We start from the raw sequence: 24,228 nt of genomic DNA, 5'->3' as shown, positions 1-24,228 counted from the left end.
TCCGAGACCATGACGGACACCCAGCTGGACAGCGCCTTCACGCTCGTCGTCCCTTCGTGCGATTTCTACTCGGACACCTGGCCTTACTTTTTCCACTTCCTGTTCAAATACTGGCCGGACGTCCCGACGCCGGTTTACATCGTCGCCAATCACCTGAGCTACGACGACCCGCGTGTGCACACCATCAAGGTGGGGGATGACCGCCAGTGGGGAGACAATCTGCGCGCGGCTTTGCCCCATGTGCGGGGAGACGTGTGGCTCATGCTGCTGGATGACTTCTTCCTGAACCGGCCGGTTGTCAGCCAGGAGGTGCAGGCGGCGGTGCAGCAGTTCCGCCAGCGGCAGGCTTGCTACCTGGGGATCGATCACTTCAGCGTCCAGGGTACGCCGGTGCCAGAGTCCACCTGGCACGCCATTCTCCCGGAGCCTCCCTGCGTCGGGCTGAATGCGACCATTTGGAGCGCCAGCCAGTTGCGCGCTGTCGCGGCCGCGCCCGGCATGAACATCTGGCAGGCGGAGAACCGCTCCAAGCAGCTCGCTCGTGAGAGCCCGGAGGGCCACTACTACATCGGCCCGGAAGGCAAGGCGCTGCTGACCTACCAGGAGTCCATCAAAGGTCTGTTCTGGAAGCCTTCCACCCTGGAGTTTTTCAAACGGGAAAACGTGCCGCTGAGCGCTTCCCCCCGCCCTTGCCCGCCCCAGGGGAAGGACTTCGTTTCCAAGCTCATCCGCAGTTGGAAAAAGCGCAGCTTCAGGAGCTGGCTGCGGAGGCGCTCTGAAAAGACGGCCCGTGCCGGAGGCGGAACGGTCAAACCGCTGAATATTCATGCCTGAAGCCTCGCTGGCCTTGTGTCCCGTTTCTTACTGATTTGAAGATTCTATTCACCAAGTTCAAACACATTGGCGACGCACTGCTGCTGACTCCCACAATCGCCGCGGTGAAGCGTCAGTATCCCGATGCGGAGATATGGGTTTGGGTGCGTGCAGGGACGGAGGGAATCCTGGCTGGGTGTGAAGGCATCGACCACTTGCTGACCAGTGCGCCGACAGGCGGCGGGAAGCGCTCCCGCAGCAAGGTGCTGGTGGATGACATCCGCAATCTGCTGCTGGTCCGGCGGCAGAAGTTTGATTTTGCTTTTGATTTCAGCGACGGGCGGCGTGGCCTGTGGATGGCCGGAGTGAGTGGCGCCCGGTTCACCGCTGTTTCCTCCGCGGACGGGATCTCCGCGGTCTGGAGCCATGTCTTTGATGTCTGCCTCCCCTACAGCGAATGCGGCTCTCATCGCGTGATCAAAGATTTCAATCTCGTGCGGGATGTCCTGAGGCTGGATGGGGACATCCCGCCGCTGCAGTTCACGCGCGGCAGGGCTGATGACGCCTGGGTGAAGGAGCAGAGGCTGAGCGGCTGCACGGTCATACACCCGTCCACACGCTGGAAGCGCAAATCCTGGCCGCTGGAGCGCTGGATTGAACTATGCAGCGGACTGGAGAAAGCGGGCCATCGCCTGGTGCTCAGCTCCGGCCCCAGCCGTGATGAAGTGGAATTTTGCGAACGCATCAGGTCTGGAGCAGGCCTGAATGTCGTGCTGACCCATGGAAAGCTCACATGGGCGGGCATGGCCGGGTTGCTTTACGCGTCCAGGCTCTTCGTCGGGGTGGACACCGCTGCCATGCACCTGGCGGCTGCGTGCCAGGTCCCCATTGTGGCGCTCTTCGGCCCGACGGTGGAGCAGGTCTGGCGGCCCTGGGCTTGTGAGCACCGGCTGGTCATCCCGCAGTACGAGGAGAACGAGCTCGTCCGTCCAGATGGCTATGTGGACACACGGCTGCGCTCCATGGATCGCATCCGTGTGGCGGAAGTCGCCGCCGCCTGCCAGGAATTGATGCAAAAGAACCATCATGAAGGTCTTCTTCGTCATTAATCAGCATGTGTTCGATGGTTCAGCGCACGCGCTGTACTGCTATCGAAACTGCTGGTGGCTGGCCAGGACAGGGGCGGGCCGCAGCGTGGAGCTGCTCGTGCCAGGAACTCTATCCCTGGCCCGGGATGTCTCCGCCGCATGCGCGGAGCATTTTGATCTCCCGCCTCTGGAAAACCTTCGGGTCACGGCTTTGCCCGCGCTGCGCAAAGCCAAGCGTGAGAGGGGCGTCACGCTCAATGTCATTTTTCATGCCGCGGCCTCCTGGCATCTGCGCCGCCATGCGCGGAAGGGGGATGTGCTGCTGACCGCCAGCTTTCCGAAGCTCTTTGCCTTTCTGGCTGGCAAAAAGACGCTCAAATCAAAACTCAAATGTGTCTATGAGGTGCACCAGTTGCAGGAGCTGGACGGGCACAAGGACCAGCCGAAATCCGTGCGTGAGCACCGCGTGCTCGCCTTGGCAGACGGGCTGGTGACGACCACCGATTCACTGAAGGCGCTGCTGCAAAAAAATCACCCGGCCACGCCGCTCATCAATATCGGGCTGGCATGCGCTGTGCCGAAGACGCTGCCTGCGCCCGCCCCTGGCGCCACGCCCTTCGTTCTGGGGTATGTCGGCTCGCTGTATCGCGGGCAGGGGATCGACTGGTTGATCGAGTACTGGGAATCGATTTCCGCCGCATTGCCACGAGCCGCGCAGTTAAAGATCGCGGGGGGCAGTCCGGCGGAAATCGAAAAGCTGCGCGACCAGATCAAGGACGGCATGCACGATCACATCAGCTTCGTCGGGCAGGTGCGCCAGTCTGAGCTGAACGGCTTCCTTTCGGGAGTGGACGCTTTGGTGATTCCTGCCTTGAACCAGGGGCGCATGCCCTGCGTGGCCATCACCAAAGCGTATGATTACCTGGCCTGTCAGCGGCCGGTGCTGGCCAGTGATCTGCCTTCCATTGTGGAGGTCATGCGGCCGGAACAGGAAGCGCTCGTGTTTGCTGCGGGAGATGCCGCGGCTCTGGCGGCCCAGCTCCGCAGGCTCATGTCAGCGCCTGAGCTGGGGCTGGAGTTGGTGCAGTCTGCAAATCAGCGGCTGCTCACTTTGGGCTGGGAGGCCAGAAACTCCCGCTACTGGCCGTTTTTGCAGGCCTCTCCAGATTGAATGAAGTGAAGCCTCAGGCGGTTTTGGTCATCTCAAAGATGCCGCAGCCATATTTGCATCCAAAATTGCCGCCTATGCCGGCGGCTGTCAGCTCTTCATTTGTATGCAGGCTGCCGCGATCATCCACATACGAGAATTGATCGACGACGTAATGGCTCTTAAACTGGTTCAGAAGATACTGAACCGAGAAAACGCGGTGGGCATTGAACTCAATGCGCTGCGGACCGATCGGGGTCGAAAAATAAAACTTGCCGCCGGTCTTCAGCAGCGCGCCCATGTTCTTCAGACCGACCAGATGCCCGTCATGCTGGATCGGGTCTCCATAGCGGCCCAGGCCAAAGTGCTCCAGGGCATGCAGGCACGACATGGAGTCATAGGAGCCCTGCAGCGCCTTGTCCATCGGCTGCATCAGATCCGCCTGCACGAAATGAATGTTGGGGATTTCATTGGAGAGCGGGCGGATGTCCATGACATCGATGGCACGAAACGAAGCCACGTGGGCCACGAAGCCGTCGATCCGTGAGCCGATGTCCAGATGTTTTTCCGGGTTGTTTTGAAACACCCGGCGCGCCACCAGCAGATCCTGGTGGAAATAATGGCCGCGGGCCGTGCCGCCTTCGGCGTAACGATCCTCCAGGCAGGGAATGTTTTTCGTGATGGGGAAATCTGTCGCGCCCGCCAGTTGCCGGCGCAGAAGCTTCAGCTCCTTGAAATAGGTCGGCAGGGTGCGGGCTGTCTGCGCCGTCTTGCGCGTGTTGACTCCAAAGAGCTGCAGGATTTTGGAAAGACTGGGCATGGTTCGTGGCGGTGTCAGCGGCTTTGCCGCAATCCGGCGGCGTCGAGATCTTGAATGATGGTGTCGGAGACCTTCCGGGCAAAGGCGTCAAAGCCAAATGACTCTGCCACACTGCCGCGCAAAAAGTGACAGATATTTTGCTGGCAGGTCACAAATTCATCCTCACTCATCGTCTTCATGCGCTGATACACTTCGCCGGTGTCCTTGAACTGCCGGCGGTCCAGGAAGCATCCGGCGGGAATGCTTTCGGTCACGTTGCTGGCGCCCCAGTAAACGGGCACGCAGCCTGCGGTGAAGCTGTCGAAGATCTTCTCCGTAAAATAGCCCGGCAGGCCCTGCATGTTTTCATAGCAGATTGAAAAGCGCGTCTCCTGCAGCGTGGCATGCTTGTGCTCGAGCCTGCCGCGGTAGGAAGGAAACGGTTTCACTCCCAGCGGCTTCAGCACATGGCGCCAGAGGTTTTTTTCCAGCTTTCCCAGCAGCCCGCGCCTGCGTGGCGGCGAATCCCAGTTCGTGCCATAGAGGTCAAAGTCTCCTGGCGCATGCTTTTCGAACCACCGGATGGTCCGCAGCCTTTCGCTGTACAGTTCCCCCGGGTCGGTGAGCCGGGACATTTTATTGCCGGAAATCAGGCAGCAAAGCCGCGGACGCCCGGTGAAGCCGGTCACCTCGGGGACGCTGACCTGGAAGCACGGCAGGTTGTATTTGATCACCTTTTCGCCATCGACGAGCGCATCGTTCCAGGCAAAGATTTTGCGATACCGCGCCCGCATGCTGGAGTCCAGGCGGTTGCTCGGGCAGATGGCGGGCGTCTCAAACAGCATGAGATAGGCCGGAGCGCCGGGCACCGTGAGCTGCTGTGCATCCAGGTGCAGCTCAAAAGCCACGGGCGCGCCCTGATTCACATCCGAAGTGTTGAGCTCAATGCCATGTTGCAGCAGGCGCTCACGCAGCAGAATCCACGGCGCGAACACCGAATCTCTGTTGCGGGGATGATCTGCCTGGAAAAGTTCGTTGCGGCCTATCCAGGAAACGACAAGGCTGGCTTTGTGCATAAACGCTGGTGTCTGCGCGGGGCGGAAGGTGGGTCAGGGTGGGGGTGTTTGTTCTCAGTTTGCCGGACGGGCCTGGTCGAGCGCCAGCCATTTGTTCAGCACGACGAGCGACCAGATTTTCTGCTCATTGCCCGCGCCCTGGTGGAAGCGTTCGAGTTCAGGTCGCGCCGCCTGGTAGTCCAGATGACTCCAGACGGGTGCGGTGGCATCCGCGTGAATCTGCCTCACCTCCGCAGCCAGCGCCCCCTGCCGCAGCCAGTGTTTCACGGGCATCTGAAATCCCTGCTTCGGCAGGCTCCAGAGATGGGCCGGCAGCAGGTCCCGGTACGCATCGCGGAGGATGCGTTTGCCACGCCCATCCGGGCTGATCTTCCACTCCAGCGGCAGCGAGCGGCAGAACTTCACCAGCGCATCATCCAAAAAGGGCGCGCGCACCTCCAGCGCCACATCCATGCTCGCGCGGTCCATTTTCACCAGCAGGTCTCCACGCAGGTAATGGGTGTAATCAAAGTCCGCTGCTTCAGCCTCGGTAAAAACAGCCGGCGCCAGCGGGTGAAAATCATGACCGGTGAGGCGGGAGGCCTCTGCCGGGGTGAAGACGCAGCGCAGCGCCTGCCACAGTTGCCATGGATCCGGGTGGCGGCGCGCCAGCTTCCAGGCAGAGAGTCCGTCCCGTATGCGTCGGCGTTCCGCACGCGGCAGCAGCCCCGCCGCTGCGTGCATGAGGTGACGCCGCACATTTCCCAGGGCATCCTGGGGCGCATGCAGGGCGCGGTGAAAGCTGCGCAAATGATTGTAGCCGGCAAAGGCCTCATCCCCGCCGTCTCCGCACATCGCCACCGTGACGTGGCCGCGCGCAGCGGCGCAGACCTGGCGTGTGGCTACAATCGAGGAGTCCGCCAGCGGTTCATCACATGCCGCCAGCGCGAGGTCCAGGCTTTGATCGGCCACATTCAGGTCGATCTCCTGCTCGTGATGTTCAAAGCCCAATGCGGCGGCGGTTTGGGCCGCGGCGGCACGTTCATCACTGTGCCCGCGGAATCCCAGCGTGAAACTCCGGTGAGGTCCGCCGGTCTGGCTCATCTCATAGGCTGCGATGCTGCTGTCCAGCCCTGCGCTGAGCAGCAGCCCCAGCGGCACGTCGCTGACCAGACGCTTGCGCACGGCCTCGCGGATGAGATGACGGATCTGCTCCTGCGCTTCCTGGTAGCTCGCAGGCGGAGGATCTGCGGCTTCTCCGCCGGAATGCCACGCCGCATACATCCGGGTTTCCGGCTGCAGGCTGCTGTCAAAGCGCTGCCAGCATCCGGCGGGTACTTTGCGCATCTCCTGGTAAAGGCAGTTGTCATCCGCCACATAGCGGAAGCTCAGAAACTCGGCCAGCGCGCCCGCCTTCAGGCTCAGAGACTGGCCCGGCAGCGCCTTGAAGGCGGCGGCACTGGAGGCAAACCAGACGGCGCCCGGCTGCGGCAGCCAGTACAGCGGCTTCTTGCCAAAGCGGTCTCGCGCCAGGATCAAATGCTTCCGCTCCTCATCCCACAGGCCGATGGCAAACATGCCGTCCAGTTGCGCAAAGATCTCGGTGCCATATTCCCGGTAGCCATGCAGCACCACCTCGGAGTCTGAGTAGGAGAGAAATCGGTGGCCGCGGGCTTCCAGGCGCTGGCGCAGCACTTGGAAGTTGTAGATCTCCCCGTTCACGACCACCGCCGTCCGGCCGTCTTCTGCCACCAGCGGTTGTCCGCCGGTGTTGAGGTCGATGATGGCGAGCCGCTGGTGGTTCAGCGCGCAGTCAGCCCAAGTTTTTTGTCCGGCCCCGTCCGGGCCACGCCGCGCCATGCGCTGGCCGACTTGTTCCAGAATGGGTGCATGGGCCGCTGCCTGCCCCGGGCTGAAGACTCCAGAAATGGCGCACATGGTTTGTTAGAGAACTCCTTTCAGCAGTGCCTGCCAGCGGTTGAGTTGTTTCATAAGCGCTCGCCAGTTCTTCGGCGAGCCTCCCACGGCTTCGTAGCGCCGCGCACTCTGCCACAGCCGGCGGGCAAGGTCACGGCCGGGATTGAAAGCTTCCGCATGCTTCCCGGAACGGAAGGCCGCCTGCAGTCCTGTGAGGTATCGCATCCAGGTGTCCCATCCCTCGGCATCCGGGTGAGTTTCCGCCGTCCAGGCTTCCTGTTGATCGAACGAAGGATCGACATGGCAGCCCGTCAGCTGCTCGCGATATTTCTGCCTCATGCGCGCACGCGTGGCGGCAGAGCTGCTGCGCCGCGTGCTGCTGTTCTGCGAAGCATGCACGCGATAGTCCAGCAGCGTCTCCGGCATGTTCTCGATGCGGGTGCTGAAAAACAGCCGCATCCACAGGTCGTAATCCTGCGCGCATTCCAGGCTGGTGTCATATCCTCCCGCCGCGACGACCACCTCGCGGCGAAACACCACCGTCGGGTGATTGAGCGCGTTTGACCAGTTCATTCGGTAGCCGATCTCGCTGTGCTTGAGCGGAACTCGCGGCGGCCTGCCCTGGCTGCCGATCAGCCGGATCTGCGCGCCCAGCACGCCGAGCTCCGGCTGGCGGATCATCTTTTCGAACTGAAGACGCATCCTCTCAGGGTGCGCGATGTCGTCGCTGTCCATGCGGAAGACCAGGTCCGTCGTCAGCATGCCCAGTCCTTTGGCCAGGCACGCGGAGACACCCAGCGCCTTGTCATGCCGCACCACCCGCACCCGCGCATCACGCAGGCCCGCCAGGTACTCGCTCACATCCGGGGTGGCCTCGTCATCGAGGATGAGAAGGTCAAAATCACGGTGGGTCTGATTCAGCATGCTGCCAATCGCCGCCTTCACATGGGCCAGCTCTCCCCGGCACGGCATCAGCACTCCACAGCTCGGCTTCATGCATCCCCCCCGATCCGGATCCAGCCTTCCGGGATGAGATCATCCACCGGCGGTCCCTTCGACTCATCATTGAACCACCGCGCCGGCGTAAGGGTGATGCCATCCTCCGCTCCCAGCCAGGCTCCCCACCAGCTGAAGGTGCTGTTTGCCGTGACGTGGTGTCGGCACAGGCTCATCAGGCGCAGGTCCTCGTAGTGGTGATCCGCATCATTGAAGTCAATGAACACTTTTTCACCCGGAAAGGCCAGGTTTTCACGCGCCCAGGGGATGTCGTCTGAAAAAATGAAAAAGCGCAGGCCCGTTTCGCGCGCGCCCAGCTCCGCCGCGGCCTGATCATAATACTGGAGCGAGCAGGAGCCGTGTACTCCGTGAGTGTTCGCATTGCTGACGTAGTCCGTGCGGCGCACGTGCAGGGACACCGAGTTGCACCCGGAGATTTGCGCTCCCATGGCAGCGTTGGCGGCAGATGGCGGGGTTTTTACCTGGAACTCAGATTTGATCTGCGGGGCGATGTCCCGAAAATAGCGCGGGCTCTGCCAGTAGCCGTCCAAAAACAGGCTGCCGCGTCTGGCCAGCAGGCCTGGGTCATATCGCAGGCCCTCCTGCGGCACTCTTTCCAGCCTGCTTCCCCGGAAGACCGTTTTTGCCAGGAGTTTGTTCAGAAACGAACCTTTGCCGGTCATCTGGGCAACCTCCAGCGCGCTGGCCGTCCGGGCCTGAATGTTCAGATGGCCAAGCGCATAGGTTCGCAGTTTGTAGGTGTCAAATCCGCTCACATCCAGCAGCAGCTCGGCATCGTTGAGCTCTGCCAGGTGTCTTGCCGCCGCATACTGAAACATCTGGTTGCCCAGGCCGCCGGAGAGATTGACGAGAATCGTGTTCACGGAGAATCAGCTTCTAAGGACGTTGCAGCTCTTTTCCCGCAGGAAGGACTGATAGGTCTGTGCCAGCCCTTCTCTGAGCGGAATAAGTGGCTGCCACCCGAGCTGATGGATGCGCGAGTTGTCCAGCAGCTTGCGCGGCGTGCCGTCCGGCTTCGTGGTGTCCCACACGATCCGGCCCGTGTAGCCCACGGTCTCGGCCACCATCTCCACCAGCTCCCGGATGGTGATGTCCGTGCCAAAGCCCACATTGACGAGGTCCGGCGGATTCTCCAGTTGCAGCAGAAACGCGCACGCGTCCGCCAGATCATCCACATGGAGAAATTCGCGCCGCGGGCTGCCGCTGCCCCACGCCGGCACTTCGCTCATGCCACTCTCCTTCGCTTCATGAAAGCGCCGGATCAGCGCCGGCATTACATGGGAGTTCTGCGAGTGGTAGTTGTCACCAGGACCAAACAGATTGGTCGGCATCGCCGAGTGATACACCACGCCGTACTGCTTGCGGTAGTATTCCGCCATTTTCACCCCGGCGATTTTGGCGATGGCATACGCCTCGTTCGTTGGCTCCAGCGCTGACGAGAGCAGGCTCTCCTCCTTGATCGGCTGCGGCGCCAGCTTCGGGTAGATGCAGGAGCTCCCGAGAAACAGCAGCCGTTTCACCCCCGCGGTCCAGGCACTGTGAATGCAATGGCTGGCAATCGCCAGGTTTTCATAGATGAACTCGGCGGGATAGGTGCTGTTGGCGTGGATGCCCCCCACTTTGCCTGCCGCAATAATCGCAGCATCGGGTCTTTCCGCCTGGTAAAAGGCTTCCACCGCCGCCTGGTTCGCCAGATTGAGCTCCTGCCGCGTGCGTGTGATGATGGTGACGCCGGAAATCTTTTCAAAGCGGCGCACCAGGGCGCTCCCCACCATGCCTGTATGACCGGAAATAAACAGCTTCATCGTTTTCAGAGACTTTTCACCCTGGCCTCGTGTTCAGCCAGCTTGAGATCTGCATCCACCATTATTTTCACCAGATCCTTGAACCGCACCTTCGGCTCCCAGCCAAGCTGCCGGTGCGCCTTCGCCGGATTGCCAATGAGAAGATCCACCTCCGCGGGGCGCTCATAGCGCGAATCATGCATCACGTATTTCTCCCAGTCCAGCCCGAGCAGGGAAAACGTCTCCTGGCAAAACTCCCTCACGCTGTGGGTTTCGTTCGTGGCGATCACATAGTCATCCGGCTGCTCCTGCTGCAGCATCAGCCACATCATCTCCACATACTCCCCGGCAAAGCCCCAGTCCCGCTTGGCGTCCAGGTTGCCAAGGTACAGCTTCTCCTGCAGCCCCATCTTGATGCGCGTGGCCGCGCGCGTGATCTTGCGCGTCACAAACGTCTCCCCGCGGCGTGGTGACTCGTGATTGAACAGGATGCCGTTGGAGGCATGCAGCCCGTAGCTCTCGCGGTAGTTCACCGTCAGCCAGTGGGCGAACACCTTGGCGCAGCCATAGGGCGAGCGCGGCCAGAAGGGCGTCTTCTCCGTCTGCGGCACCTCCTGCACCTTGCCAAACATCTCCGAGGACGAGGCCTGGTAAAACCGCGTCTTTTTCATCAGTCCCGTCTCGCGGATCGCCTCCAGAATGCGCAGGGTGCCCAGGCCGTCCACGTCTCCCGTGTACTCGGGAATATCGAAGGAAACCTTCACATGCGACTGCGCGCCCAGGTTGTAGATTTCATCCGGCTGCAGCTCATAGAGCAGCTTCACCATCTGCACCGCGTCCGCCAGGTCGCCATAATGCAGGTGCAGCCGTGCGTCATCCACATGCGGATCCTGGTAGATGTGGTCGATCCGCCCCGTGTTGAAGCTGGACGAGCGCCGGATGACCCCATGAACCTCATAGCCCTTCTTCAGCAGAAGTTCTGTAAGATAGGAACCGTCTTGTCCGGTGATCCCGGTGATGAGGGCTGTTTTCATGAGTGGTGGAACCTGTGTTGGTAGAGTGATTTTAAAGGGAAGCCAGACAAAATTTGCTCCAAATCAGCCCTTTACGCTCCCCCTGGGACAACACCGATTTTCTAGCCAAACGAGTCCTTGTCTGCCTTCCCCAGCCGCACAAAGTCAGGAATGGCTGAAAACGAAACCGACCACGAATCTTATGCACTCCTCGACAGCGGCGGCGGCCGCGTGCTGGAAAAGCTCGGCGCCCTCGTGTCCTCCCGTGCCAGCCATGCCGCCTGGTGGCGACGCAGGCTTCCCGGCGCGGAGTGGCGCAGGGCCGTGGAGCTCAAGCGCGAGCTCAAAGAGCCGCTGAAGCTGCGCATCGGCACCCTGCGCTTTCTGCTTTCTCCTCAGGGCAGCCTTCGCGCTCTGGCCCCCGAGTTGGAGGATCTCTGGGAGCAGGTCTGCGCCCAGTGCGTGGCCTTCGCGGAGCAGCAGCGCCGTCCGGCCCGCGTGCTAAACCTGTTTGGCGGGGCGGGCGGCTTCACGCTTTCAGCTGCCCAGGCCGGGGCGGCGGTGGCCCATGTGGATGCCTCTGCGGACTCCATCAAGCGCGCCCGCGAGCACGCCGCCATCAACACCCTCACCAATCGCGACATACGCTGGGTCGTGGACGATCCGGTGAAGTTTGCCCAGCGCGAGCGCACCCAGTCCACGCGCTACGATTTGATCATCATCGACCCCCACACGCCCAAGGACGCCAAACGCGGCGGCTTTGAGCTGGAGCGCGATCTCGGCCCCCTGCTCGGCACCGTCAGTGGTCTGCTGTCGGACAAACCCGTCGGCGTGCTGCTCTGCTGCCGTCAGGGCCCTGTCTCGCCCACCACCCTGCAGCATCTCATGCGGCAGGAGTTCAGTGTTTTCGGCGGCAGTGTCGAAAGCGGGGAGATTCTCCTCACCGGCGCCGAGGGGGTGCCGTCGGTTCCGTTTGGGGTGTTTGCCACCTGGCAGAAAACCGCCTGACCGGAGTTGGCGCTCGGCGCCTTCCCCCTCATTGGAGGGGGGCGGCGCCAGCGCATCTGAACCTACGTTCAGTGGACACGGATGAAGCCGGGCGGAGCTTAGCCGGTGGAAAACGGCAGGGATGCGGAATCCTTCAACCATGCCCTCTTCCTCGCGTCCATGAAAGCAAACCATCCGGATCGCCGCCTTTCGGGGTTCAGTCTGATTGAACTCCTGGTCGTGCTCGTGATCATTGGTTTGATCGCCGCCATCGTCGTGCCAAATCTGGGTTTCATCACCGGAGAAGCGGACAAGGTGAAGGACAAGCGCAATGCTCAGACCATCATGCTCGCTTATTCCACGGGGGCCGCGGCCGGGGTGGTCTGGCCTGACGGCGATGTGGCCACCCAGGTGGCCGCCGTCGTCGAGGGGCGGAAACCCGCCGGCGGTTCGCTGGCCAGCATGACGTTTCAGTCCTCCGTAGCCGCTGACAAAGTTCCCGGCACCTACATGTACATCGGTGTTCGTGCCACGGGCGAGCTGTTCTTCGACTCTTCCGGCGGTCAAAATGCCAGCGGACATTGACCGGCACCGCATCGGCGGGCTGCATCTCTTGGTTAAAAGTTCCGTGGTTCTGCGTTTATGCTGCTCCATGAAATATTTTCTCCTCTTCTCTCTCTGCGCGGTGGCGGCTCATGCTCAGCTCGGACCCAATGGCGCCACGGCCTCCTTCAGAGGCAGCCTGCCACCGAAGCCCGCCGCTCCGCTGTCAGCAGAGCAGGAGGCGGCCCTTGCCGCGGATCTCGCGGCAGTGACCAAGTCCTTCCAGGCCGTGAAGAAACATCCCCGCGCTGCGGATGCGGACATCTTTCTCAAGGCCGTCCGCTATGCCCTGGAGTTTCACGAATGGTATGACAAGAAGCCCGAGGACGGCATCAAAAAGGCCGCCGTGCTGCTCGATGAAGCAAAGAAGCGCATCGCATCCCTCGCCAAAAACGAAACGCCCTGGATGAATGGCAGCGGGCAGAAGGTGCTGGGCTTTTATTCCAAGATCGACGACTCACCGCAGCCTTATGGCGTGGAGGTGCCTGAGGGTCTGGAATTTGGCGCAGGAAAAAAGCCCGTGCCCATGTGGATCTGGCTCCACGGCCGCGGAGACACCTCCACGGACCTGCCCTTCGTGTATTCAAAGCTGATGGCAAAGAAGCCCGGCCAGTTTCAGCCCGCGGGCACCATCGTCATTCATCCCTTCGGCCGCTACTGCAACGGCTGGAAGAGCGCGGGCGAGACCGATGTTTTTGAATGCCGCGATGACGCCATGAAGCGCTTCAATGTGGACACCAACCGTGTCGCGCTCGCGGGTTTCAGCATGGGCGGCGCGGGCGCCTGGCACATCGGCGCGCACTACCCTGATCAATGGGCCTGCGTGCACACGGGCGCGGGCTTTGCGGACGTGAAGCGCTATCAAAAGCTCACGCCGGAAAAATACCCTGCCTGGTATGAGCAGGCGCTCTGGGGCGTCTATGACGTGCCGGACTACGCGCGGAATTTTTTCAACGTCCCCCTCATCAGCTACAGCGGCGAGAAAGATTCACAGCGCGACTCCGCGGAGTACATGATGGAGGTGCTTGCAAAGCAGGACATCCATCCGCCTCATCTCATCGGCCCTGACATGCCGCACAAATACCACCCCGAAACCATCAAGGAGGTGCAGGCCTGGATCGAAAAAGCCGTCGCCAAAGGCCGCGACCTTTTTCCCGACGAAGTCCACATTCAGACAAAGACGCCCTTCTATGGCCGCGTGAAATGGCTCAATCTCCACGGCATGGAGGAGAGCTGGAAGGAGGCCCGGCTCGATGCCAAAGTCGTGGACGGCCAGACCATCGAGATGAAGTCGCAGAATGTCACCCGCATCGTCTTCTATCCGCCGCCACAGGCGCGCAAGGGCGGCGAATCGCTCACGCTGAAAATCGACGGCGCCACTTTGAAACTCAAGGTCGGTCCGGTGGCACCGCAGTTCGAAACCTTCCTGAGCTCCGGCCCCAAGGTGCCCGGCGCCTTCTGCCGTCTGATCAAGGAAAACGGCGCCTGGCGTGACTTTGGCAATGCCGAGCCGTTTCAGCATGAGGGCCCCGCCGGCGGCAAGCCCGGCGCGCATCCTGGACCCATGGACGCCAGCTTCATGAAGCGCTTCCTCATCGTGCTGCCAGACGGCAAATCCTCTTCACCTGCGGTGGACGCCTGGGTGAGCGCGGAGTCCGCGCATTTCATCCAGCGCTGGAAAGGTCTCATGCGCGGTGATGCACGTGTGGTGAAAGCCTCCGACGTGGGAGACATTTACGAAGCCGGCAAAACCCAGAGCCTCATCCTCTGGGGCACCCCGGAATCCAACTCCTGCCTCAAGCAGCTCGCCGCTTCGCTGCCCGTGAAATGGGATGCAGAAAAAGTAACCATGGGAGACCAGTCCTTTGACGCAAAGACCCACGTGCCGCTGCTGACCTACCCCTGCCTGAAATCACCGGGCTTTGAAGTGGTGGTCAACTCTGGCCTCACCTTCCGCGAGGCGCATGACCGGACCAACTCCCTGCAAAATCCCAAGCTTCCCGACTGGGCCATCCTCGACATCACCCAGCCGCCGAATGCCGAGACTGCCGGCAAGGTGGTCGCCGCGGACTTCTTTGATGACCACTGGCAGGTGAAGAAAAAGTAAGCTCATACCGAGCGGTTGCGCGGCATGCAGGGGGGCAGCGGCGGGTACAGCATGTCCAGCGTGGACTCCCGCAGCCACCCGCGCAGAGACGGCTGGTTCACACCCAGCCGTTGGGCGATGTCTTTGCAGCTTTCTCCACGGCGCATCCGGTCTCGGGCGGCGGTGACGATGGCTTCTTTTTCAGCAGGGGAGTAACGTGAGGGGCGGGGCATGGTGTTTGTGGGGTGAAGGGAATGACGCGTCGCCCTTCCGTTCAGCAAATCCCAGCCCACCACCTGCCGTTTCCCAGTCCCCAAATCACGCAAAGCCGACGCTATTTGTGCAGCGCACTCATCCCGCCGTGCGCAGTGCGGCAGCGCTGCATTCCACCATCTCCACGCCGGTGAGATCCGCGCCGCCGAGGTCGGCTCCCAAAAGATTCGCCCGGATCAGGCGTGTGCCGCTGAGGTCCGCGCCGCACAGGTTCGCATTGGCAAAATTCGCCCGCCGCAGGTCTGTGTCGTGGAAATTCACGCGGCGCAGGTCCGCTCCCAGAAGCCGCACGCCGGTGCATTTCGCGCCGCGCAGGTCCGCGCCCTCCAGGTTCGCCAGACTGAGATCTGCCCCATTCAAATTCGCCCCCCGCAGATCAGCCAGGCTGAGGTCCGCGCCTCGCAGGTTCGCCAGGCTGAGATCGGCCCCGTTCAGATTCGCCAGGTGCAGGTCCGCCTGGGCCAGGTTCACCCGGCGCAGATCCGCGCCGCGCAGGTTGGCCTCGCTCAGGCAGGCCGACTCCACCCCTTCGTCCAGAAGGAAAGCATTCCAGACATAGGGGCCCTGTTTCAGAACTTCCAGACAGGTGTTCTTTTCCATGCGGTAATTTCTACACAGGGCGAAATCCGGTAAAGGCAGGGATTGTAATGAGTTTGTGTGCGGCTTACGCAGCCTTCACAATTGGAGCCGTCCCGGGGGGGCGGCTACAAAATCAGGCGCGTTTCGCAGGTGCGCCATGCGTATCTATGCATCATGCTTCCCCTGCATTCTTCATCCACCATGAACACACTCACACGCCGCTTCTTCCTTCCCGCGCTCGCCGCCACGCTGCTGCTTGGCACCGCCGGCGCACGCGCCGCTGCTGCTGGCATCCAGGATGACGGAGCCTTCTTCTCCGAATTCGCCAAGGTCAACGCCACCGGCACCATCAACGACGTCGCCACCCGCCTGCACAAGGACATCACGGTGCAGACCTTTGCCTCCGTGCCCGAGGACATGAAGGCCGCCGTCCTTCACACTGACAAGGCCGCCACCAACCGCGGCTTCAACCAGTGGGCGGAGCAGCTTGCCCGCTCCAAAAAAGTGAACGGCGTTTTCATCCTCCTCGTCAAGGAGCCCGCGCATCTCCAGGTCGTGCTGGGCACGGACACCCAGCGCCAGGCTTTTACCCTGGCAGATCGTGCCACCCTGGTGCAGCGCATGCTCAGGCAACTGCACGAGAAAAAGAACGATGATGCTCTGATCGACGCCGTGAATTTCATCTCCACCACCATGCGTGCTCACCGCGGCGCCAGCGCGGCGGTCGCCGGCTCCAAATCATCCTCCACCCAGCAGCTCGGCTCCCCGTGGATGCTCATCGGCATCGTGCTCCTGATCTGGCTTGGCTTCAGCCTCATTCGCGGCCTCTTCCGCTCCATGTCCGGCGGTGGTGGCGGCATCGGTGGCGGTGGCATGGGCCAGCCTTCGTATGGCGGCGGCGGCTTTTTCCAGAACGTGATGAGCAGCATGTTCGGCGCTGCGGCCGGCATGTGGATGTATGATCACTTTTTCAGCTCTCACAGCTACGGTGCGCCTCCCATGGACAGCTCGCACATGGGCGGCGACAACGGCGGCGGCGGCTTCACCGGCACGGACACCGACTACACCAGCTCTGGCGGAAGCTTTGGCGATGGCTTCGGCGGTGGTGATTCCGGCGGCGGTGGGGGCGATTTCGGTGGTGGCGGCGACTTTGGCGGTGGCGGCGATTTCTAATCTGCCACCCGTCCAGCCATGAGCCGCTATGCCAGCAACCAGGACGTCGTGCGCTTCTTTGCCGACCACGGCATTGAAGTCACCCACGTCCGCCGCGAAGGCGCTGTGCGTCACCTGCGGGTCCAGCAGCGGCCGCTCACCCTGCCCATGGACGCCAGCCCGGACAAGTGCCTGCGCCTTGTGCGCGAGAGCATGACGGCGGCGGAATCTTCCGGCACCCAGCAGGCCTCACATCAGGCTCAGTAGAGCTTCCCGGACCTGGGTCTGCCATTTGCCAAAATAAGCCAGCCGCGCCTGCAAATGCTGCAGGTCGGTCAGGGCGGTGCTGTCCCCCGCGTTCAGGCGGGCGTCAAAGGCGGGCAGGCTCTCGAGCAGCCGGGTGCGTTCTGTGTCCAGCGTTGCACCCAGCTCCTCCAGTTGCTCGCGCAGCCGCATCTCATCCGGCGCCAGCAGCGCCTTCGCCAGGGCGGAGGTGGCGGCCTGCTTGCGCTTCAGGAAAACCGCCACGTTTTGCAGCGTGGAACCCACCCGGCCAAAGAGGCCCATCATCGCTTCGTCGATCGGCACCGTGCGCCAGGGCACCTCATGCAGTTCCAGCAGATGCTTCAGGCGTTTCTCAGGGGCCTGCAGCGTCTCGTAGGCGCTGTTGATCTCGGCGGCTTGCGCCGCGTCGCCCCCGGGCTGGTCAGGGTGCGCGCTGCGGCTGGCAGCCAGCCAGGCCTGCTGCAGCGCCTCCTCATTGAGCGCGGCGATCCGTGGCAGACCGAGAAGAGCAAAGGCGTTCGGCATCGGTCTCAGGCGGAGAAGCTTTCGCCACAGGAGCAGGTCACCACGGCGTTCGGATTCTTCACCTTGAAGCCTCCGCTCTGGATGTCGTCGCTGTAGTCCAGCTCGGACCCCGAAACAAACAGCGCGCTCTTGGGGTCGATCACCACCCGCACCTCGCTGGAGGTGACCATGATGTCGCGGTTCGCCGGGCCGTCCACGAGGTCCATCTTGTACTGCAGCCCGGAGCAGCCGCCGCCGACCACGGCCACGCGCAGCGCCCCGTGTTCTGCACGGCCCTGCTTTTTGAGCAGGCCTAGCAGACGGTTGGCGGCGTTCGGCAGCACCTTGATGAGCTTTTCATTGCCGATTTTGAAACTGGGGGCGGCGGCGGTCATGTGGGAAAGAAGAAAGATGGATAGCGCAGGGATGGAACGAAGGAAAGGGGCAGGGGGGCGCTATTTTGATGGCTGTGTGGATTGTGCTTGCCTCATCAGCCGATTTTTGAGACCTAAGGGGCACAACTCCAATATCTCCATGAGCGAACTCGAGGTGCTTCCTCTTCCCCTCCAACTCTTTACCCTGAAAGATGGCGTCGTCGCCAGTGACAGCGGCCAGGAGGCCGTAAACAACTACGCCGCGGACTTTCAGGGCCTGCGCCACTTCGGCCTCAAGGTGGGCGAATGCCTGGAACTCGGCGCTCCCTGGATGGGCACGCTGCAGGAGGAGGACTTCACCCTGAACTTTGCTTATTTTGACGCCGGTACTGATGCCCAGGATCCCGGCGCCGGCGCCCTCATCGGCGAACGCGTGCCGATGTTTGAACTCCTCACCCGCGCCAACTCCCTGGAGGCATAAACCATGGCTGCATCCATCACCCCTTCGCTGCGTTCCGCCCTCGAGCGTCTCAAACACGCCGGTTCCGTCAATGGCCTCCTCCTCTGCTGGCGGCGGCAGATTTTGATCAACCTGCTCCCTTTCGAAGAATTCCGCGCCGAGCGCCTTCTTCAGGCCCTGCATGATGCCCGCGCGCATTTCGCCAGCGGTGGCGACCGCGATGTGGGCACCTTCTGGTTTGGCTATGAAGGCGTGTTTGTCCTGGCCTTGTTCCAGGGGGAGTGCCTCCTCGTCACCCTGCACACCCATGCTTCAGAGGTGGACTTCATGCGCCGCGCCGGCCTGACCTTTTTGGATGACACCCAGCTCCTCGTGCAGACGCTGCTGCAGCCCTCGCCGGATGATGAAATCAGCCGCGTGGAAACCCAGCCTCTCAGCGGTTTGGACGGCGATGGCCACCCGCCGCAGTCCTCCGGCCCCACCAAGATGATCCCACGCCTTGGCAGAGCAGAGCCTGGATCGATTCATTAGCGGCTTCCTAATGATCTGAAAAATGTTGTGGTTTCAATCTGGCCTTTCATTGAAAGGTTTACTGTCTCCGTGCCGAAATCTCAGCTAGTCTCCAACCCCCTCAGCCCCATGTCCGACCCTGCCGTCTCCACGTTCTCGCGCCGTCGTTTTCTCAATGCCAGCGGTGGTGCCATCCTCGCTCCGGCTGTTTTGACCTCCGCCGGCTCCCTCCTTGCGCAGAAAAAGGCGGACTCCAATGAGACGCTGAAGATCGGCCTGATCGGCTGCGGCGGGCGTGGCACCGGCGCGGCGGCTCAGGCGCTCGGCGCGGACTACAATTCGAAGATCGTCGCCATGGCTGATGCCTTCGACACGCAGATCGAGAACAGCATCAAAAACCTCTCCACCAGTTTTCCGGATCGCGTCGATGTGAAGCCGGACAAGAAGTTCACCGGTCTCGATGCCTATCAGAAGCTCATCGACTGCGGTGTGGATGTGGTGCTCCTCGCCACTCCTCCAGGCTTCCGTCCTCTCCACCTCACCGCTGCCGTCGAGGCCGGGAAGCACATCTTTTGCGAAAAGCCCATGGCCGTGGATGCTGCGGGGTATCGCGTCGCGCAGGCCGCCGTGGAAAAGGCAAAGCAGAAGAAGCTCAATCTCGTGGCCGGCTTCTGCTGGCGCTACTCCACCAGCCGTATCGAGTGCTACAAGCGCCTGCATGACGGCCAGATCGGCGACATCACCGGAATCCTGGCCACCTATTACGCGGGCCCGGTCAAGGTCATGCCGCCTGCCGCAGGCCGCCCCGCCGGCATGGGCGATGTGGAGTGGCAGGTGCGCAACTGGTACAACTTCTCCTGGCTCAGCGGCGACAGCGTCGTGGAGCAGGCCGTCCACAGCCTGGACAAGATCTGCTGGGCCATGAAGGACGTTCCCCCGCTCAGCGTCATGGCCACCGGCGGCCGCCAGATTCCCGCGGAGGACGGCAACATCTTTGACCACTTCCACTGCGCCTATGAGTGGGAGGGCGGCATTCTCTGCCAGCTCACCAACCGCCAGATCAACGGCTGCCACAACGAAGTCATCGACAACATTCACGGCACCAAGGGCCGCCTCGTCATCGGCAAAGGCCCCGCGCCCTTCATCGACGGCGAGCAGCGCTGGCGCTGGCGCGGCGAGGAGAAAAACATGTACGACCTGGAGCACCAGGCCCTCTTCAACGCCATCCGCAATGGCGAGGTCATCAACGACGGCGACCGCATGATGAGCAGCACCCTCATCGCCATCATGGGCCGCGAGGCCGCCTACACCGGCCAGAAAATCTTCTGGAAAGGCGACTCCGCGGAGCCTGCGGGCAAAGATGCGAAGCAGGATAAAAAGAGCCCGCGCGCCTCGCTGGTCATGCTGGACTCCCAGCAGGACCTCGCACCGGACACCCTGCAGTTTGCCGACAAGTTCGAGCCCACGCCCATGCCCCGTCCGGGCACGACGAAGTTCGTCTGAGGCTCAGCGTCTGCTCCGCAGTTCCTGGCGCAGTTGCTCCACCTCATCGAGCAGTTGCGTCAGCAGCTTCAGCCCGTGCAGATTCATCTCACAGGTCTCGCGCAGATGCTCGATGCGCCGCAGGGCCCGCACCGTGTCATCATCGTACTGGGAGGGCAGCAGGCCATGCTCCTGATACTGCACGATTGTCTGTGTGGAGACACCAGTCGTCTGGGAAAGGATTTCCAACGAGTAAGTTTGCGGGCTCATGTCAGGCGCGTGGGTTGAAGGTGGAGGTGCTGCGCAGTTGTTCCCACAGCTTGCGTTCCGCATCGCTGGTCTTGTCCGGCAGGACGACGTTGAGTTTTACGAAGAAGTCACCGCGCTCCCCGCTCTTGCCCTTTGGCAGTCCGCGGCCCCGCACACGCAGGCTCTGGCCGTTTTCACTGCCGGCGGGAATGCGCAGCTTGATGGAGCCGTCCAGCGTCGGCACGATGACTTCGGCGCCCAGCACCGCCTCCCACGGCGCCAGGTCCAGATCGTGGTGCAGGTCCGCCTCCTCCGTGGTGAATTCCGGGTGCGCCGCATGCCGCACGCGCAGGTACAAATCTCCCGCTTCACCGCCGTTGCGTCCTGTCTCGCCCTGGCCCGGCACGCGGATGCGCCGGCCGTCGGTGGCGCCGGGCGGAATCCGCACCTCGAACTGATGCGTCTCCACCTCGCCGGTCTGGCGGTTCATGGTTTGCAGGGAAATCGGCCGCTGCGTGCCATGCATGGCCTCCTCCAGCGTCACAAGGATGTCGCCTTCGATGTCATGGCCGCGCCGAGGGCGGCCTTTTTTCGCGGCACCGGCCGGCATCTCTTCCTCAAACCCCTGGGGGAAGCCGTAGCGGCTGCCACCGCTGAAGTACTGCTCGAAGAAGTCACTGAAGCCGGTGCCACCAAAGTGGAACTCCTGCTCATGGCCGCCTGCTCCCGGCGGTGGTGGCTGGAAGTTCCCCTCATCCTGCCACCGCGCGCCCAGAGTGTCGTACTTCCGGCGCTTCTCCGGGTCGCTCAGCACCTCGTTCGCCTCGTTGATCTCCTTGAACTTCGCCTCGGCCGTCTTCTTGTCCTTCGCGGTGTCGGGGTGGTACTGACGGGCCAGTTTGCGAAAGGCCTTCTTGATGTCCTCCGCGCTGGCGTCACGGGAGACGCCCAGCACGGCGTAGTAGTCTTTAAATTCGGCGGCCATGGTGGGATACAATTACGTCGCGCAGCGACATGTCGTTGTGATTCGTCCTGCATTCCTTGAGCGGATGGCAGGACTTTCAAGGCCAGAAGGCGAGAATGGCCCCGCCTCCTGCCACCGACAGCAGCAGGCCCAGCAGGGCATGTTTGATGTAGGTCCGCGAACCGAGCGCGATCACGAAAAACATCTTGAAGCACAGGTTCGCCATGCCGCCCACCAGAATCATCCGCCATGCCACGGACGTTTCCAGGTGTCCGGTGTTGACCAGCCGTGAGGTGGAAAGCGTGATGGCGGACATGTCCGGCAGTCCCGAAAGAAACGCGGCCATGTACAGCCCGGACGCACTGCTGTGCTGTCGCGTGTGGGCCACGAGCACCAGCACCACTGCATACAGCAGGCCCAGCATGACCGCATGCTTCAGCTCGGACGGCGGGTGCTCATCCACCGGTTCGGAGTCGGCGTTCTCCGCCAGCCGGTGCGCCACCGCGGCGATCAGCCCCACCCAGAACATCATGGCCACCAGGGGTGGCAGCAGTTCACGGATGTGGTCTGTCGCCACGATCATCACCTCCGCCAGCAGCCGCACAAAGGCCACCGCGGACGCGATCAGCGCCATCGCCGCGAGTGAAAGGCCCCCTGCGCTGGAGATCTTGCTCCGCCGCGCACTGCTGGCCGTCGTCGCCGTGCTGGAGACCAGCCCGCCTAGGACCCCCGCCAGAGCCGCCCCTTTGGACCCGCCCAGGTACTTCTCCGCCATGTAGGCCGCCAGACTGATGCCCACGATGAGCACCACAATCAGCCAAATGGCAAAGGGGTTCAGCACGCCGAGATAGCCCATCTCGCGGTTCGGCAGGGCGGGCAGAATCACCAGGCCCACCAGCACCAGCCGGGCGATCGCCCGCAGATCCTCTTCGCCGAAATGCCGCACCATGGTGTGCAGCGCCTTCTTGCTCTGCAGCAGCGCCATCACCCCTCCGGCGATCATTACCGCCAGCAGCCGCTCGCCCATCATGGCGATGATTCCCGTGGCAAACATCACCAGCATGGCCATCTCCGTGGCCAGGCCGGAACCCGGCGCGCGTTTTGACTCACGGACCCAGCTCCCCAGCACCACAATGCAGGCAAAGGCGATGAAGCCCGCGGCCAGCACCCAGCTTCCATAGGCGTTCCCCAGCAGCCCCGTCAGCGCGCCAAAAAGCGTCAGCAGCGCAAAGGTGCGGATGCCGGCCACGCGGTTCTTCGCCCATTCGCGCTGCAGCCCCACGAGAAGCCCCAGGCCTGTGGCGGTCCCGAGAGATAGCAGCAGTTCCGGGGTGTCGGGCAGCGGGGTCGGCATGGCGTTAAAACGAAGTCTGCACGGGACTTTACACGGACTTGCCATCCGCGCCATCCCAGTCCAAGAAAAGGGTCTCCAAGCCCCCAACCATGTCCATCTGGAACCACGCCAACCCGCAGCTCAAAGACCTCGTTGCCTACGAACCCGGCAAGCCCATCGAAGATGTGGCCCGCGAACGCGGCCTCAAGCCGGAGGACATCATCAAACTGGCCTCCAATGAAAATCCGCTTGGCCCCTCGCCAAAAGCCATCGAGGCCATGCAGCAGGCGGTGAAAGAGGTGAACATCTACCCGGACGGCGCCTCGTATAAGCTGCGCAACGCCCTTGCCGACAAGTTTGGCCTCGAGATGGGCAACATCATCATGGGCTGCGGCTCCAATGAGGTCATCGAGTTCATCGGCCACGCCTTCCTCAAGCCCGGGGACAACATCATCACCGCCGAGCACGCCTTCGTGGTGTACAAGCTCATGGCCAAAGTCTTCGGCGCGGACACCATCGAGGTGCCAGACCCCGGCTACGTGCATGATCTGGACGCCATGGCCGCCGCCATCACGCCCAACACCAAGGAAGTCTTCATCGCCAATCCGAACAACCCCACCGGCACCCTCGTCACTCAGGAGCAGATCGACCGCTTCATGGCCAAGGTCCCCGAACACGTCGTCGTCGTGTTTGACGAGGCCTACTATGAGTTCCTCGACAATCCGCCGGACACCCTCAAGTACGTCCGCGAAGGCCGCAATGTGGTCGTCCTGCGCACCTTCTCCAAGATCCAGGGCCTCGCCGGCACGCGTGTGGGCTACGGCATCGCGAAGAAAGAACTCATCGATGTCCTGCAGCGCACCCGCCAGCCCTTCAACATGAACTCCATCGCTCAGGCTGGCGCCCTCGCCGGTCTGCTTGATCAGGAGCACCAGAACAAGACCAAGGCCATCACCGACGAAGGCCGCGACTACCTTCAAAAGCAGTTTGGTGAAATGGGCCTCGAATACATCCCCAGCTACGCCAACTTCGTCCTCGTCAAAGTCGGAGATGGCAACGCCGTCTTCAAAGACATGATGGACAAAGGCGTCATCGTCCGCGCCATGGCCGCCTACAAGCTCCCCGCATGGGTGCGCATCAGCGTCGGCACCATGCCGCAAAACGAGCGCTGCATCGCTGTGCTCAAGCAGGTGCTGGGGAAATAGGGCCTTGTCAGCAGCAGCCGGAGACGGTAAGTGTCCTGCATGAGCATTTGGGCTGACATTTGTGCGGACAAGTCCCTGCAGGACTTGCCTTACAAAATTGAGACCAATCGCTTTGACCAAATTGTCATGAGTCCTGCATCAGCCTGGCACAGTGATTATCAGGGGGAAATCGGATTCACTCTGAAACGCCTCATGCCGGAGGGAAGGATTCTTTCCGAAGCCGCCATTCAAACGACGGATGGAATCAAGGTGGCCGATGTTGCCTGGATCAGTCGTGAGCGTTTCGCCCCGCATCGCCGTGAGGCGAATCTTCCCGTCGCGCCCGAAATCTGTGTGGAGGTGGTTTCCCCTGGCAACCACCGCTTCGAGGTGACAGATAAGGTGCGTCTCTATTTCGCCAGCGGAGCCGAAGAGGTCTGGATGTGTGACAGGGAAGGGCGTATGGAATTCTTCTTGCGGGACGGTGACGGACCTGTGCCGCATTCGCGCCTCTGCCCGGATTTCCCTTCGCGCATTGAGTGGGAGTAGTCTGCTCCCGCCACGAACAGA

The 24,228-nt window shown here is 62.1% G+C and carries 27 protein-coding genes; 13 read left to right on the top strand and 14 right to left on the bottom strand.

Annotation, left to right across the window (positions count from 1 at the left end):
* The first annotated feature begins 9 nt into the window (after window positions 1–9).
* From ACILSQ_RS05595 to ACILSQ_RS05585, 3 genes are read left to right on the top strand one after another with little or no spacing between them, the layout of a single operon-like run.
* Complete coding sequence (locus tag ACILSQ_RS05595) at window positions 10–834, top strand: hypothetical protein (protein ID WP_395742602.1); 825 nt, start codon at window positions 10–12, stop codon at window positions 832–834.
* Between the two features lie 35 nt (window positions 835–869).
* Window positions 870–1,922, top strand: a complete 1,053-nt coding sequence (locus tag ACILSQ_RS05590) for a glycosyltransferase family 9 protein (protein ID WP_395742601.1) — start codon at window positions 870–872, stop codon at window positions 1,920–1,922.
* Window positions 1,900–3,072, top strand: coding sequence for a glycosyltransferase family 4 protein (locus ACILSQ_RS05585; RefSeq protein ID WP_395742600.1), 1,173 nt, complete (start codon window positions 1,900–1,902; stop codon window positions 3,070–3,072). The genes ACILSQ_RS05590 and ACILSQ_RS05585 overlap by 23 nt, the downstream gene beginning before the upstream one ends.
* A 13-nt stretch (window positions 3,073–3,085) precedes the next feature.
* Here ACILSQ_RS05585 and ACILSQ_RS05580 read toward each other — a convergent pair whose 3' ends face one another.
* From ACILSQ_RS05580 to gmd, 7 genes are read right to left on the bottom strand one after another with little or no spacing between them, the layout of a single operon-like run.
* Window positions 3,086–3,868, bottom strand: a complete 783-nt coding sequence (locus tag ACILSQ_RS05580) for a DUF268 domain-containing protein (protein WP_395742599.1) — start codon at window positions 3,866–3,868, stop codon at window positions 3,086–3,088.
* A 14-nt stretch (window positions 3,869–3,882) separates the two neighbouring features.
* A complete protein-coding gene (locus ACILSQ_RS05575; RefSeq protein ID WP_395742598.1) occupies window positions 3,883–4,923 on the bottom strand; it encodes a glycosyltransferase family 10 domain-containing protein in 1,041 nt (346 codons plus the stop codon).
* 54 nt (window positions 4,924–4,977) lie between these two features.
* Window positions 4,978–6,840 (bottom strand): asparagine synthase (glutamine-hydrolyzing), encoded by a 1,863-nt coding sequence (gene asnB / locus ACILSQ_RS05570; protein ID WP_395742597.1) that lies wholly within the window; start codon window positions 6,838–6,840, stop codon window positions 4,978–4,980.
* Window positions 6,841–6,846: 6 nt separating this feature from the next.
* Window positions 6,847–7,815 (bottom strand): glycosyltransferase, encoded by a 969-nt coding sequence (locus ACILSQ_RS05565; RefSeq protein WP_395742596.1) that lies wholly within the window; start codon window positions 7,813–7,815, stop codon window positions 6,847–6,849.
* Complete coding sequence (locus ACILSQ_RS05560) at window positions 7,812–8,699, bottom strand: alpha-1,2-fucosyltransferase (RefSeq protein ID WP_395742595.1); 888 nt, start codon at window positions 8,697–8,699, stop codon at window positions 7,812–7,814. Before ACILSQ_RS05560 ends, ACILSQ_RS05565 begins: the two co-directional genes overlap by 4 nt.
* A 6-nt stretch (window positions 8,700–8,705) precedes the next feature.
* Entirely contained in the window at window positions 8,706–9,641 is a 936-nt protein-coding gene (locus ACILSQ_RS05555) for a GDP-L-fucose synthase family protein (protein WP_395742594.1), read from the bottom strand.
* 5 nt (window positions 9,642–9,646) lie between these two features.
* Window positions 9,647–10,654, bottom strand: a complete 1,008-nt coding sequence (gene gmd, locus ACILSQ_RS05550) for a GDP-mannose 4,6-dehydratase (protein WP_395742593.1) — start codon at window positions 10,652–10,654, stop codon at window positions 9,647–9,649.
* Between the two features lie 150 nt (window positions 10,655–10,804).
* On the opposite strand from gmd, the gene ACILSQ_RS05545 reads away from it, so the two are divergent.
* The 3 genes from ACILSQ_RS05545 to ACILSQ_RS05535 all read left to right on the top strand — a co-directional run bounded on the left by ACILSQ_RS05545 (window position 10,805) and on the right by ACILSQ_RS05535 (window position 14,330).
* Window positions 10,805–11,641, top strand: coding sequence for a class I SAM-dependent methyltransferase (locus ACILSQ_RS05545; RefSeq protein ID WP_395742592.1), 837 nt, complete (start codon window positions 10,805–10,807; stop codon window positions 11,639–11,641).
* A gap of 159 nt (window positions 11,642–11,800) precedes the next feature.
* Window positions 11,801–12,205, top strand: a complete 405-nt coding sequence (locus ACILSQ_RS05540; RefSeq protein ID WP_395742591.1) for a type II secretion system protein — start codon at window positions 11,801–11,803, stop codon at window positions 12,203–12,205.
* 67 nt (window positions 12,206–12,272) lie between these two features.
* Window positions 12,273–14,330: a prolyl oligopeptidase family serine peptidase gene (locus ACILSQ_RS05535; RefSeq protein WP_395742590.1), complete on the top strand. Its 2,058-nt coding sequence runs from the start codon at window positions 12,273–12,275 to the stop codon at window positions 14,328–14,330.
* A gap of 2 nt (window positions 14,331–14,332) precedes the next feature.
* Here the strand turns inward: ACILSQ_RS05535 and ACILSQ_RS05530 are convergent, their stop codons facing one another.
* Window positions 14,333–14,542 carry a transposase gene (locus ACILSQ_RS05530; protein ID WP_395742589.1) on the bottom strand — a complete coding sequence of 70 codons (210 nt, stop codon included), beginning with the start codon at window positions 14,540–14,542 and terminating at the stop codon, window positions 14,333–14,335.
* A 118-nt stretch (window positions 14,543–14,660) separates the two neighbouring features.
* The gene (locus ACILSQ_RS05525) at window positions 14,661–15,182 is read right to left on the bottom strand and encodes a pentapeptide repeat-containing protein (RefSeq protein WP_395742588.1); all 522 of its coding nucleotides are present in this window, start codon (window positions 15,180–15,182) and stop codon (window positions 14,661–14,663) included.
* 180 nt (window positions 15,183–15,362) lie between these two features.
* Between ACILSQ_RS05525 and ACILSQ_RS05520 the strand changes: the two genes are divergently transcribed.
* Window positions 15,363–16,334, top strand: coding sequence for a hypothetical protein (locus tag ACILSQ_RS05520; RefSeq protein WP_395742587.1), 972 nt, complete (start codon window positions 15,363–15,365; stop codon window positions 16,332–16,334).
* Window positions 16,335–16,352: 18 nt separating this feature from the next.
* Complete coding sequence (locus tag ACILSQ_RS05515) at window positions 16,353–16,580, top strand: hypothetical protein (RefSeq protein WP_395742586.1); 228 nt, start codon at window positions 16,353–16,355, stop codon at window positions 16,578–16,580.
* Here the strand turns inward: ACILSQ_RS05515 and ACILSQ_RS05510 are convergent.
* Window positions 16,563–17,123 (bottom strand): J domain-containing protein, encoded by a 561-nt coding sequence (locus ACILSQ_RS05510; RefSeq protein WP_395742585.1) that lies wholly within the window; start codon window positions 17,121–17,123, stop codon window positions 16,563–16,565. The genes ACILSQ_RS05515 and ACILSQ_RS05510 overlap by 18 nt on opposite strands.
* A gap of 5 nt (window positions 17,124–17,128) precedes the next feature.
* Window positions 17,129–17,497 carry a HesB/IscA family protein gene (locus ACILSQ_RS05505; protein ID WP_395742584.1) on the bottom strand — a complete coding sequence of 123 codons (369 nt, stop codon included), beginning with the start codon at window positions 17,495–17,497 and terminating at the stop codon, window positions 17,129–17,131.
* A gap of 139 nt (window positions 17,498–17,636) precedes the next feature.
* Here ACILSQ_RS05505 and ACILSQ_RS05500 point away from each other — a divergent pair, with 139 nt between their 5' ends.
* The 3 genes from ACILSQ_RS05500 to ACILSQ_RS05490 all read left to right on the top strand — a co-directional run bounded on the left by ACILSQ_RS05500 (window position 17,637) and on the right by ACILSQ_RS05490 (window position 19,949).
* Window positions 17,637–17,957: a hypothetical protein gene (locus ACILSQ_RS05500; protein WP_395742583.1), complete on the top strand. Its 321-nt coding sequence runs from the start codon at window positions 17,637–17,639 to the stop codon at window positions 17,955–17,957.
* A gap of 3 nt (window positions 17,958–17,960) precedes the next feature.
* Complete coding sequence (locus tag ACILSQ_RS05495) at window positions 17,961–18,467, top strand: hypothetical protein (RefSeq protein WP_395742582.1); 507 nt, start codon at window positions 17,961–17,963, stop codon at window positions 18,465–18,467.
* A 108-nt stretch (window positions 18,468–18,575) separates the two neighbouring features.
* Window positions 18,576–19,949, top strand: a complete 1,374-nt coding sequence (locus ACILSQ_RS05490; RefSeq protein WP_395742581.1) for a Gfo/Idh/MocA family protein — start codon at window positions 18,576–18,578, stop codon at window positions 19,947–19,949.
* A 3-nt stretch (window positions 19,950–19,952) separates the two neighbouring features.
* Here the strand turns inward: ACILSQ_RS05490 and ACILSQ_RS05485 are convergent, their stop codons facing one another.
* The 3 genes from ACILSQ_RS05485 to ACILSQ_RS05475 all read right to left on the bottom strand — a co-directional run bounded on the left by ACILSQ_RS05485 (window position 19,953) and on the right by ACILSQ_RS05475 (window position 22,495).
* Complete coding sequence (locus ACILSQ_RS05485; RefSeq protein ID WP_395742580.1) at window positions 19,953–20,198, bottom strand: chaperone modulator CbpM; 246 nt, start codon at window positions 20,196–20,198, stop codon at window positions 19,953–19,955.
* Between the two features lies 1 nt (window position 20,199).
* A complete protein-coding gene (locus ACILSQ_RS05480) occupies window positions 20,200–21,162 on the bottom strand; it encodes a DnaJ C-terminal domain-containing protein (protein WP_395742579.1) in 963 nt (320 codons plus the stop codon).
* Window positions 21,163–21,238: 76 nt separating this feature from the next.
* Complete coding sequence (locus ACILSQ_RS05475; RefSeq protein ID WP_395742578.1) at window positions 21,239–22,495, bottom strand: MgtC/SapB family protein; 1,257 nt, start codon at window positions 22,493–22,495, stop codon at window positions 21,239–21,241.
* An 89-nt stretch (window positions 22,496–22,584) separates the two neighbouring features.
* On the opposite strand from ACILSQ_RS05475, the gene hisC reads away from it, so the two are divergent.
* Window positions 22,585–23,679: a histidinol-phosphate transaminase gene (gene hisC, locus ACILSQ_RS05470; RefSeq protein WP_395742577.1), complete on the top strand. Its 1,095-nt coding sequence runs from the start codon at window positions 22,585–22,587 to the stop codon at window positions 23,677–23,679.
* Between the two features lie 39 nt (window positions 23,680–23,718).
* Window positions 23,719–24,207: a Uma2 family endonuclease gene (locus ACILSQ_RS05465; RefSeq protein ID WP_395742576.1), complete on the top strand. Its 489-nt coding sequence runs from the start codon at window positions 23,719–23,721 to the stop codon at window positions 24,205–24,207.
* Window positions 24,208–24,228 lie beyond the last annotated feature (21 nt).

It is taken from the genome of Prosthecobacter sp. (assembly GCF_044227185.1).
Classification (GTDB): domain Bacteria; phylum Verrucomicrobiota; class Verrucomicrobiia; order Verrucomicrobiales; family Verrucomicrobiaceae; genus Prosthecobacter.
Note: the sequence above shows the minus strand (reverse complement) of the source record. Positions and strands in the feature narration are given on the sequence as shown.

Coding starts and splice junctions, on each gene's coding strand:
- ACILSQ_RS05555 (WP_395742594.1), bottom strand. CDS start 9,641: ATGAAGCTGTTTATTTCCGGTCATACAGGCATGGTGGGGAGCGCCCTG.
- ACILSQ_RS05475 (WP_395742578.1), bottom strand. CDS start 22,495: ATGCCGACCCCGCTGCCCGACACCCCGGAACTGCTGCTATCTCTCGGG.
- ACILSQ_RS05535 (WP_395742590.1), top strand. CDS start 12,273: ATGAAATATTTTCTCCTCTTCTCTCTCTGCGCGGTGGCGGCTCATGCT.
- ACILSQ_RS05495 (WP_395742582.1), top strand. CDS start 17,961: ATGGCTGCATCCATCACCCCTTCGCTGCGTTCCGCCCTCGAGCGTCTC.
- ACILSQ_RS05585 (WP_395742600.1), top strand. CDS start 1,900: ATGAAGGTCTTCTTCGTCATTAATCAGCATGTGTTCGATGGTTCAGCG.
- ACILSQ_RS05520 (WP_395742587.1), top strand. CDS start 15,363: ATGAACACACTCACACGCCGCTTCTTCCTTCCCGCGCTCGCCGCCACG.
- ACILSQ_RS05580 (WP_395742599.1), bottom strand. CDS start 3,868: ATGCCCAGTCTTTCCAAAATCCTGCAGCTCTTTGGAGTCAACACGCGC.
- ACILSQ_RS05465 (WP_395742576.1), top strand. CDS start 23,719: ATGAGCATTTGGGCTGACATTTGTGCGGACAAGTCCCTGCAGGACTTG.
- ACILSQ_RS05525 (WP_395742588.1), bottom strand. CDS start 15,182: ATGGAAAAGAACACCTGTCTGGAAGTTCTGAAACAGGGCCCCTATGTC.
- ACILSQ_RS05540 (WP_395742591.1), top strand. CDS start 11,801: ATGAAAGCAAACCATCCGGATCGCCGCCTTTCGGGGTTCAGTCTGATT.
- asnB (WP_395742597.1), bottom strand. CDS start 6,840: ATGTGCGCCATTTCTGGAGTCTTCAGCCCGGGGCAGGCAGCGGCCCAT.
- ACILSQ_RS05530 (WP_395742589.1), bottom strand. CDS start 14,542: ATGCCCCGCCCCTCACGTTACTCCCCTGCTGAAAAAGAAGCCATCGTC.
- ACILSQ_RS05575 (WP_395742598.1), bottom strand. CDS start 4,923: ATGCACAAAGCCAGCCTTGTCGTTTCCTGGATAGGCCGCAACGAACTT.
- ACILSQ_RS05595 (WP_395742602.1), top strand. CDS start 10: ATGACGGACACCCAGCTGGACAGCGCCTTCACGCTCGTCGTCCCTTCG.
- ACILSQ_RS05485 (WP_395742580.1), bottom strand. CDS start 20,198: ATGAGCCCGCAAACTTACTCGTTGGAAATCCTTTCCCAGACGACTGGT.
- ACILSQ_RS05505 (WP_395742584.1), bottom strand. CDS start 17,497: ATGACCGCCGCCGCCCCCAGTTTCAAAATCGGCAATGAAAAGCTCATC.
- ACILSQ_RS05510 (WP_395742585.1), bottom strand. CDS start 17,123: ATGCCGAACGCCTTTGCTCTTCTCGGTCTGCCACGGATCGCCGCGCTC.
- ACILSQ_RS05480 (WP_395742579.1), bottom strand. CDS start 21,162: ATGGCCGCCGAATTTAAAGACTACTACGCCGTGCTGGGCGTCTCCCGT.
- hisC (WP_395742577.1), top strand. CDS start 22,585: ATGTCCATCTGGAACCACGCCAACCCGCAGCTCAAAGACCTCGTTGCC.
- ACILSQ_RS05515 (WP_395742586.1), top strand. CDS start 16,353: ATGAGCCGCTATGCCAGCAACCAGGACGTCGTGCGCTTCTTTGCCGAC.
- ACILSQ_RS05545 (WP_395742592.1), top strand. CDS start 10,805: ATGGCTGAAAACGAAACCGACCACGAATCTTATGCACTCCTCGACAGC.
- gmd (WP_395742593.1), bottom strand. CDS start 10,654: ATGAAAACAGCCCTCATCACCGGGATCACCGGACAAGACGGTTCCTAT.
- ACILSQ_RS05490 (WP_395742581.1), top strand. CDS start 18,576: ATGTCCGACCCTGCCGTCTCCACGTTCTCGCGCCGTCGTTTTCTCAAT.
- ACILSQ_RS05500 (WP_395742583.1), top strand. CDS start 17,637: ATGAGCGAACTCGAGGTGCTTCCTCTTCCCCTCCAACTCTTTACCCTG.
- ACILSQ_RS05565 (WP_395742596.1), bottom strand. CDS start 7,815: ATGAAGCCGAGCTGTGGAGTGCTGATGCCGTGCCGGGGAGAGCTGGCC.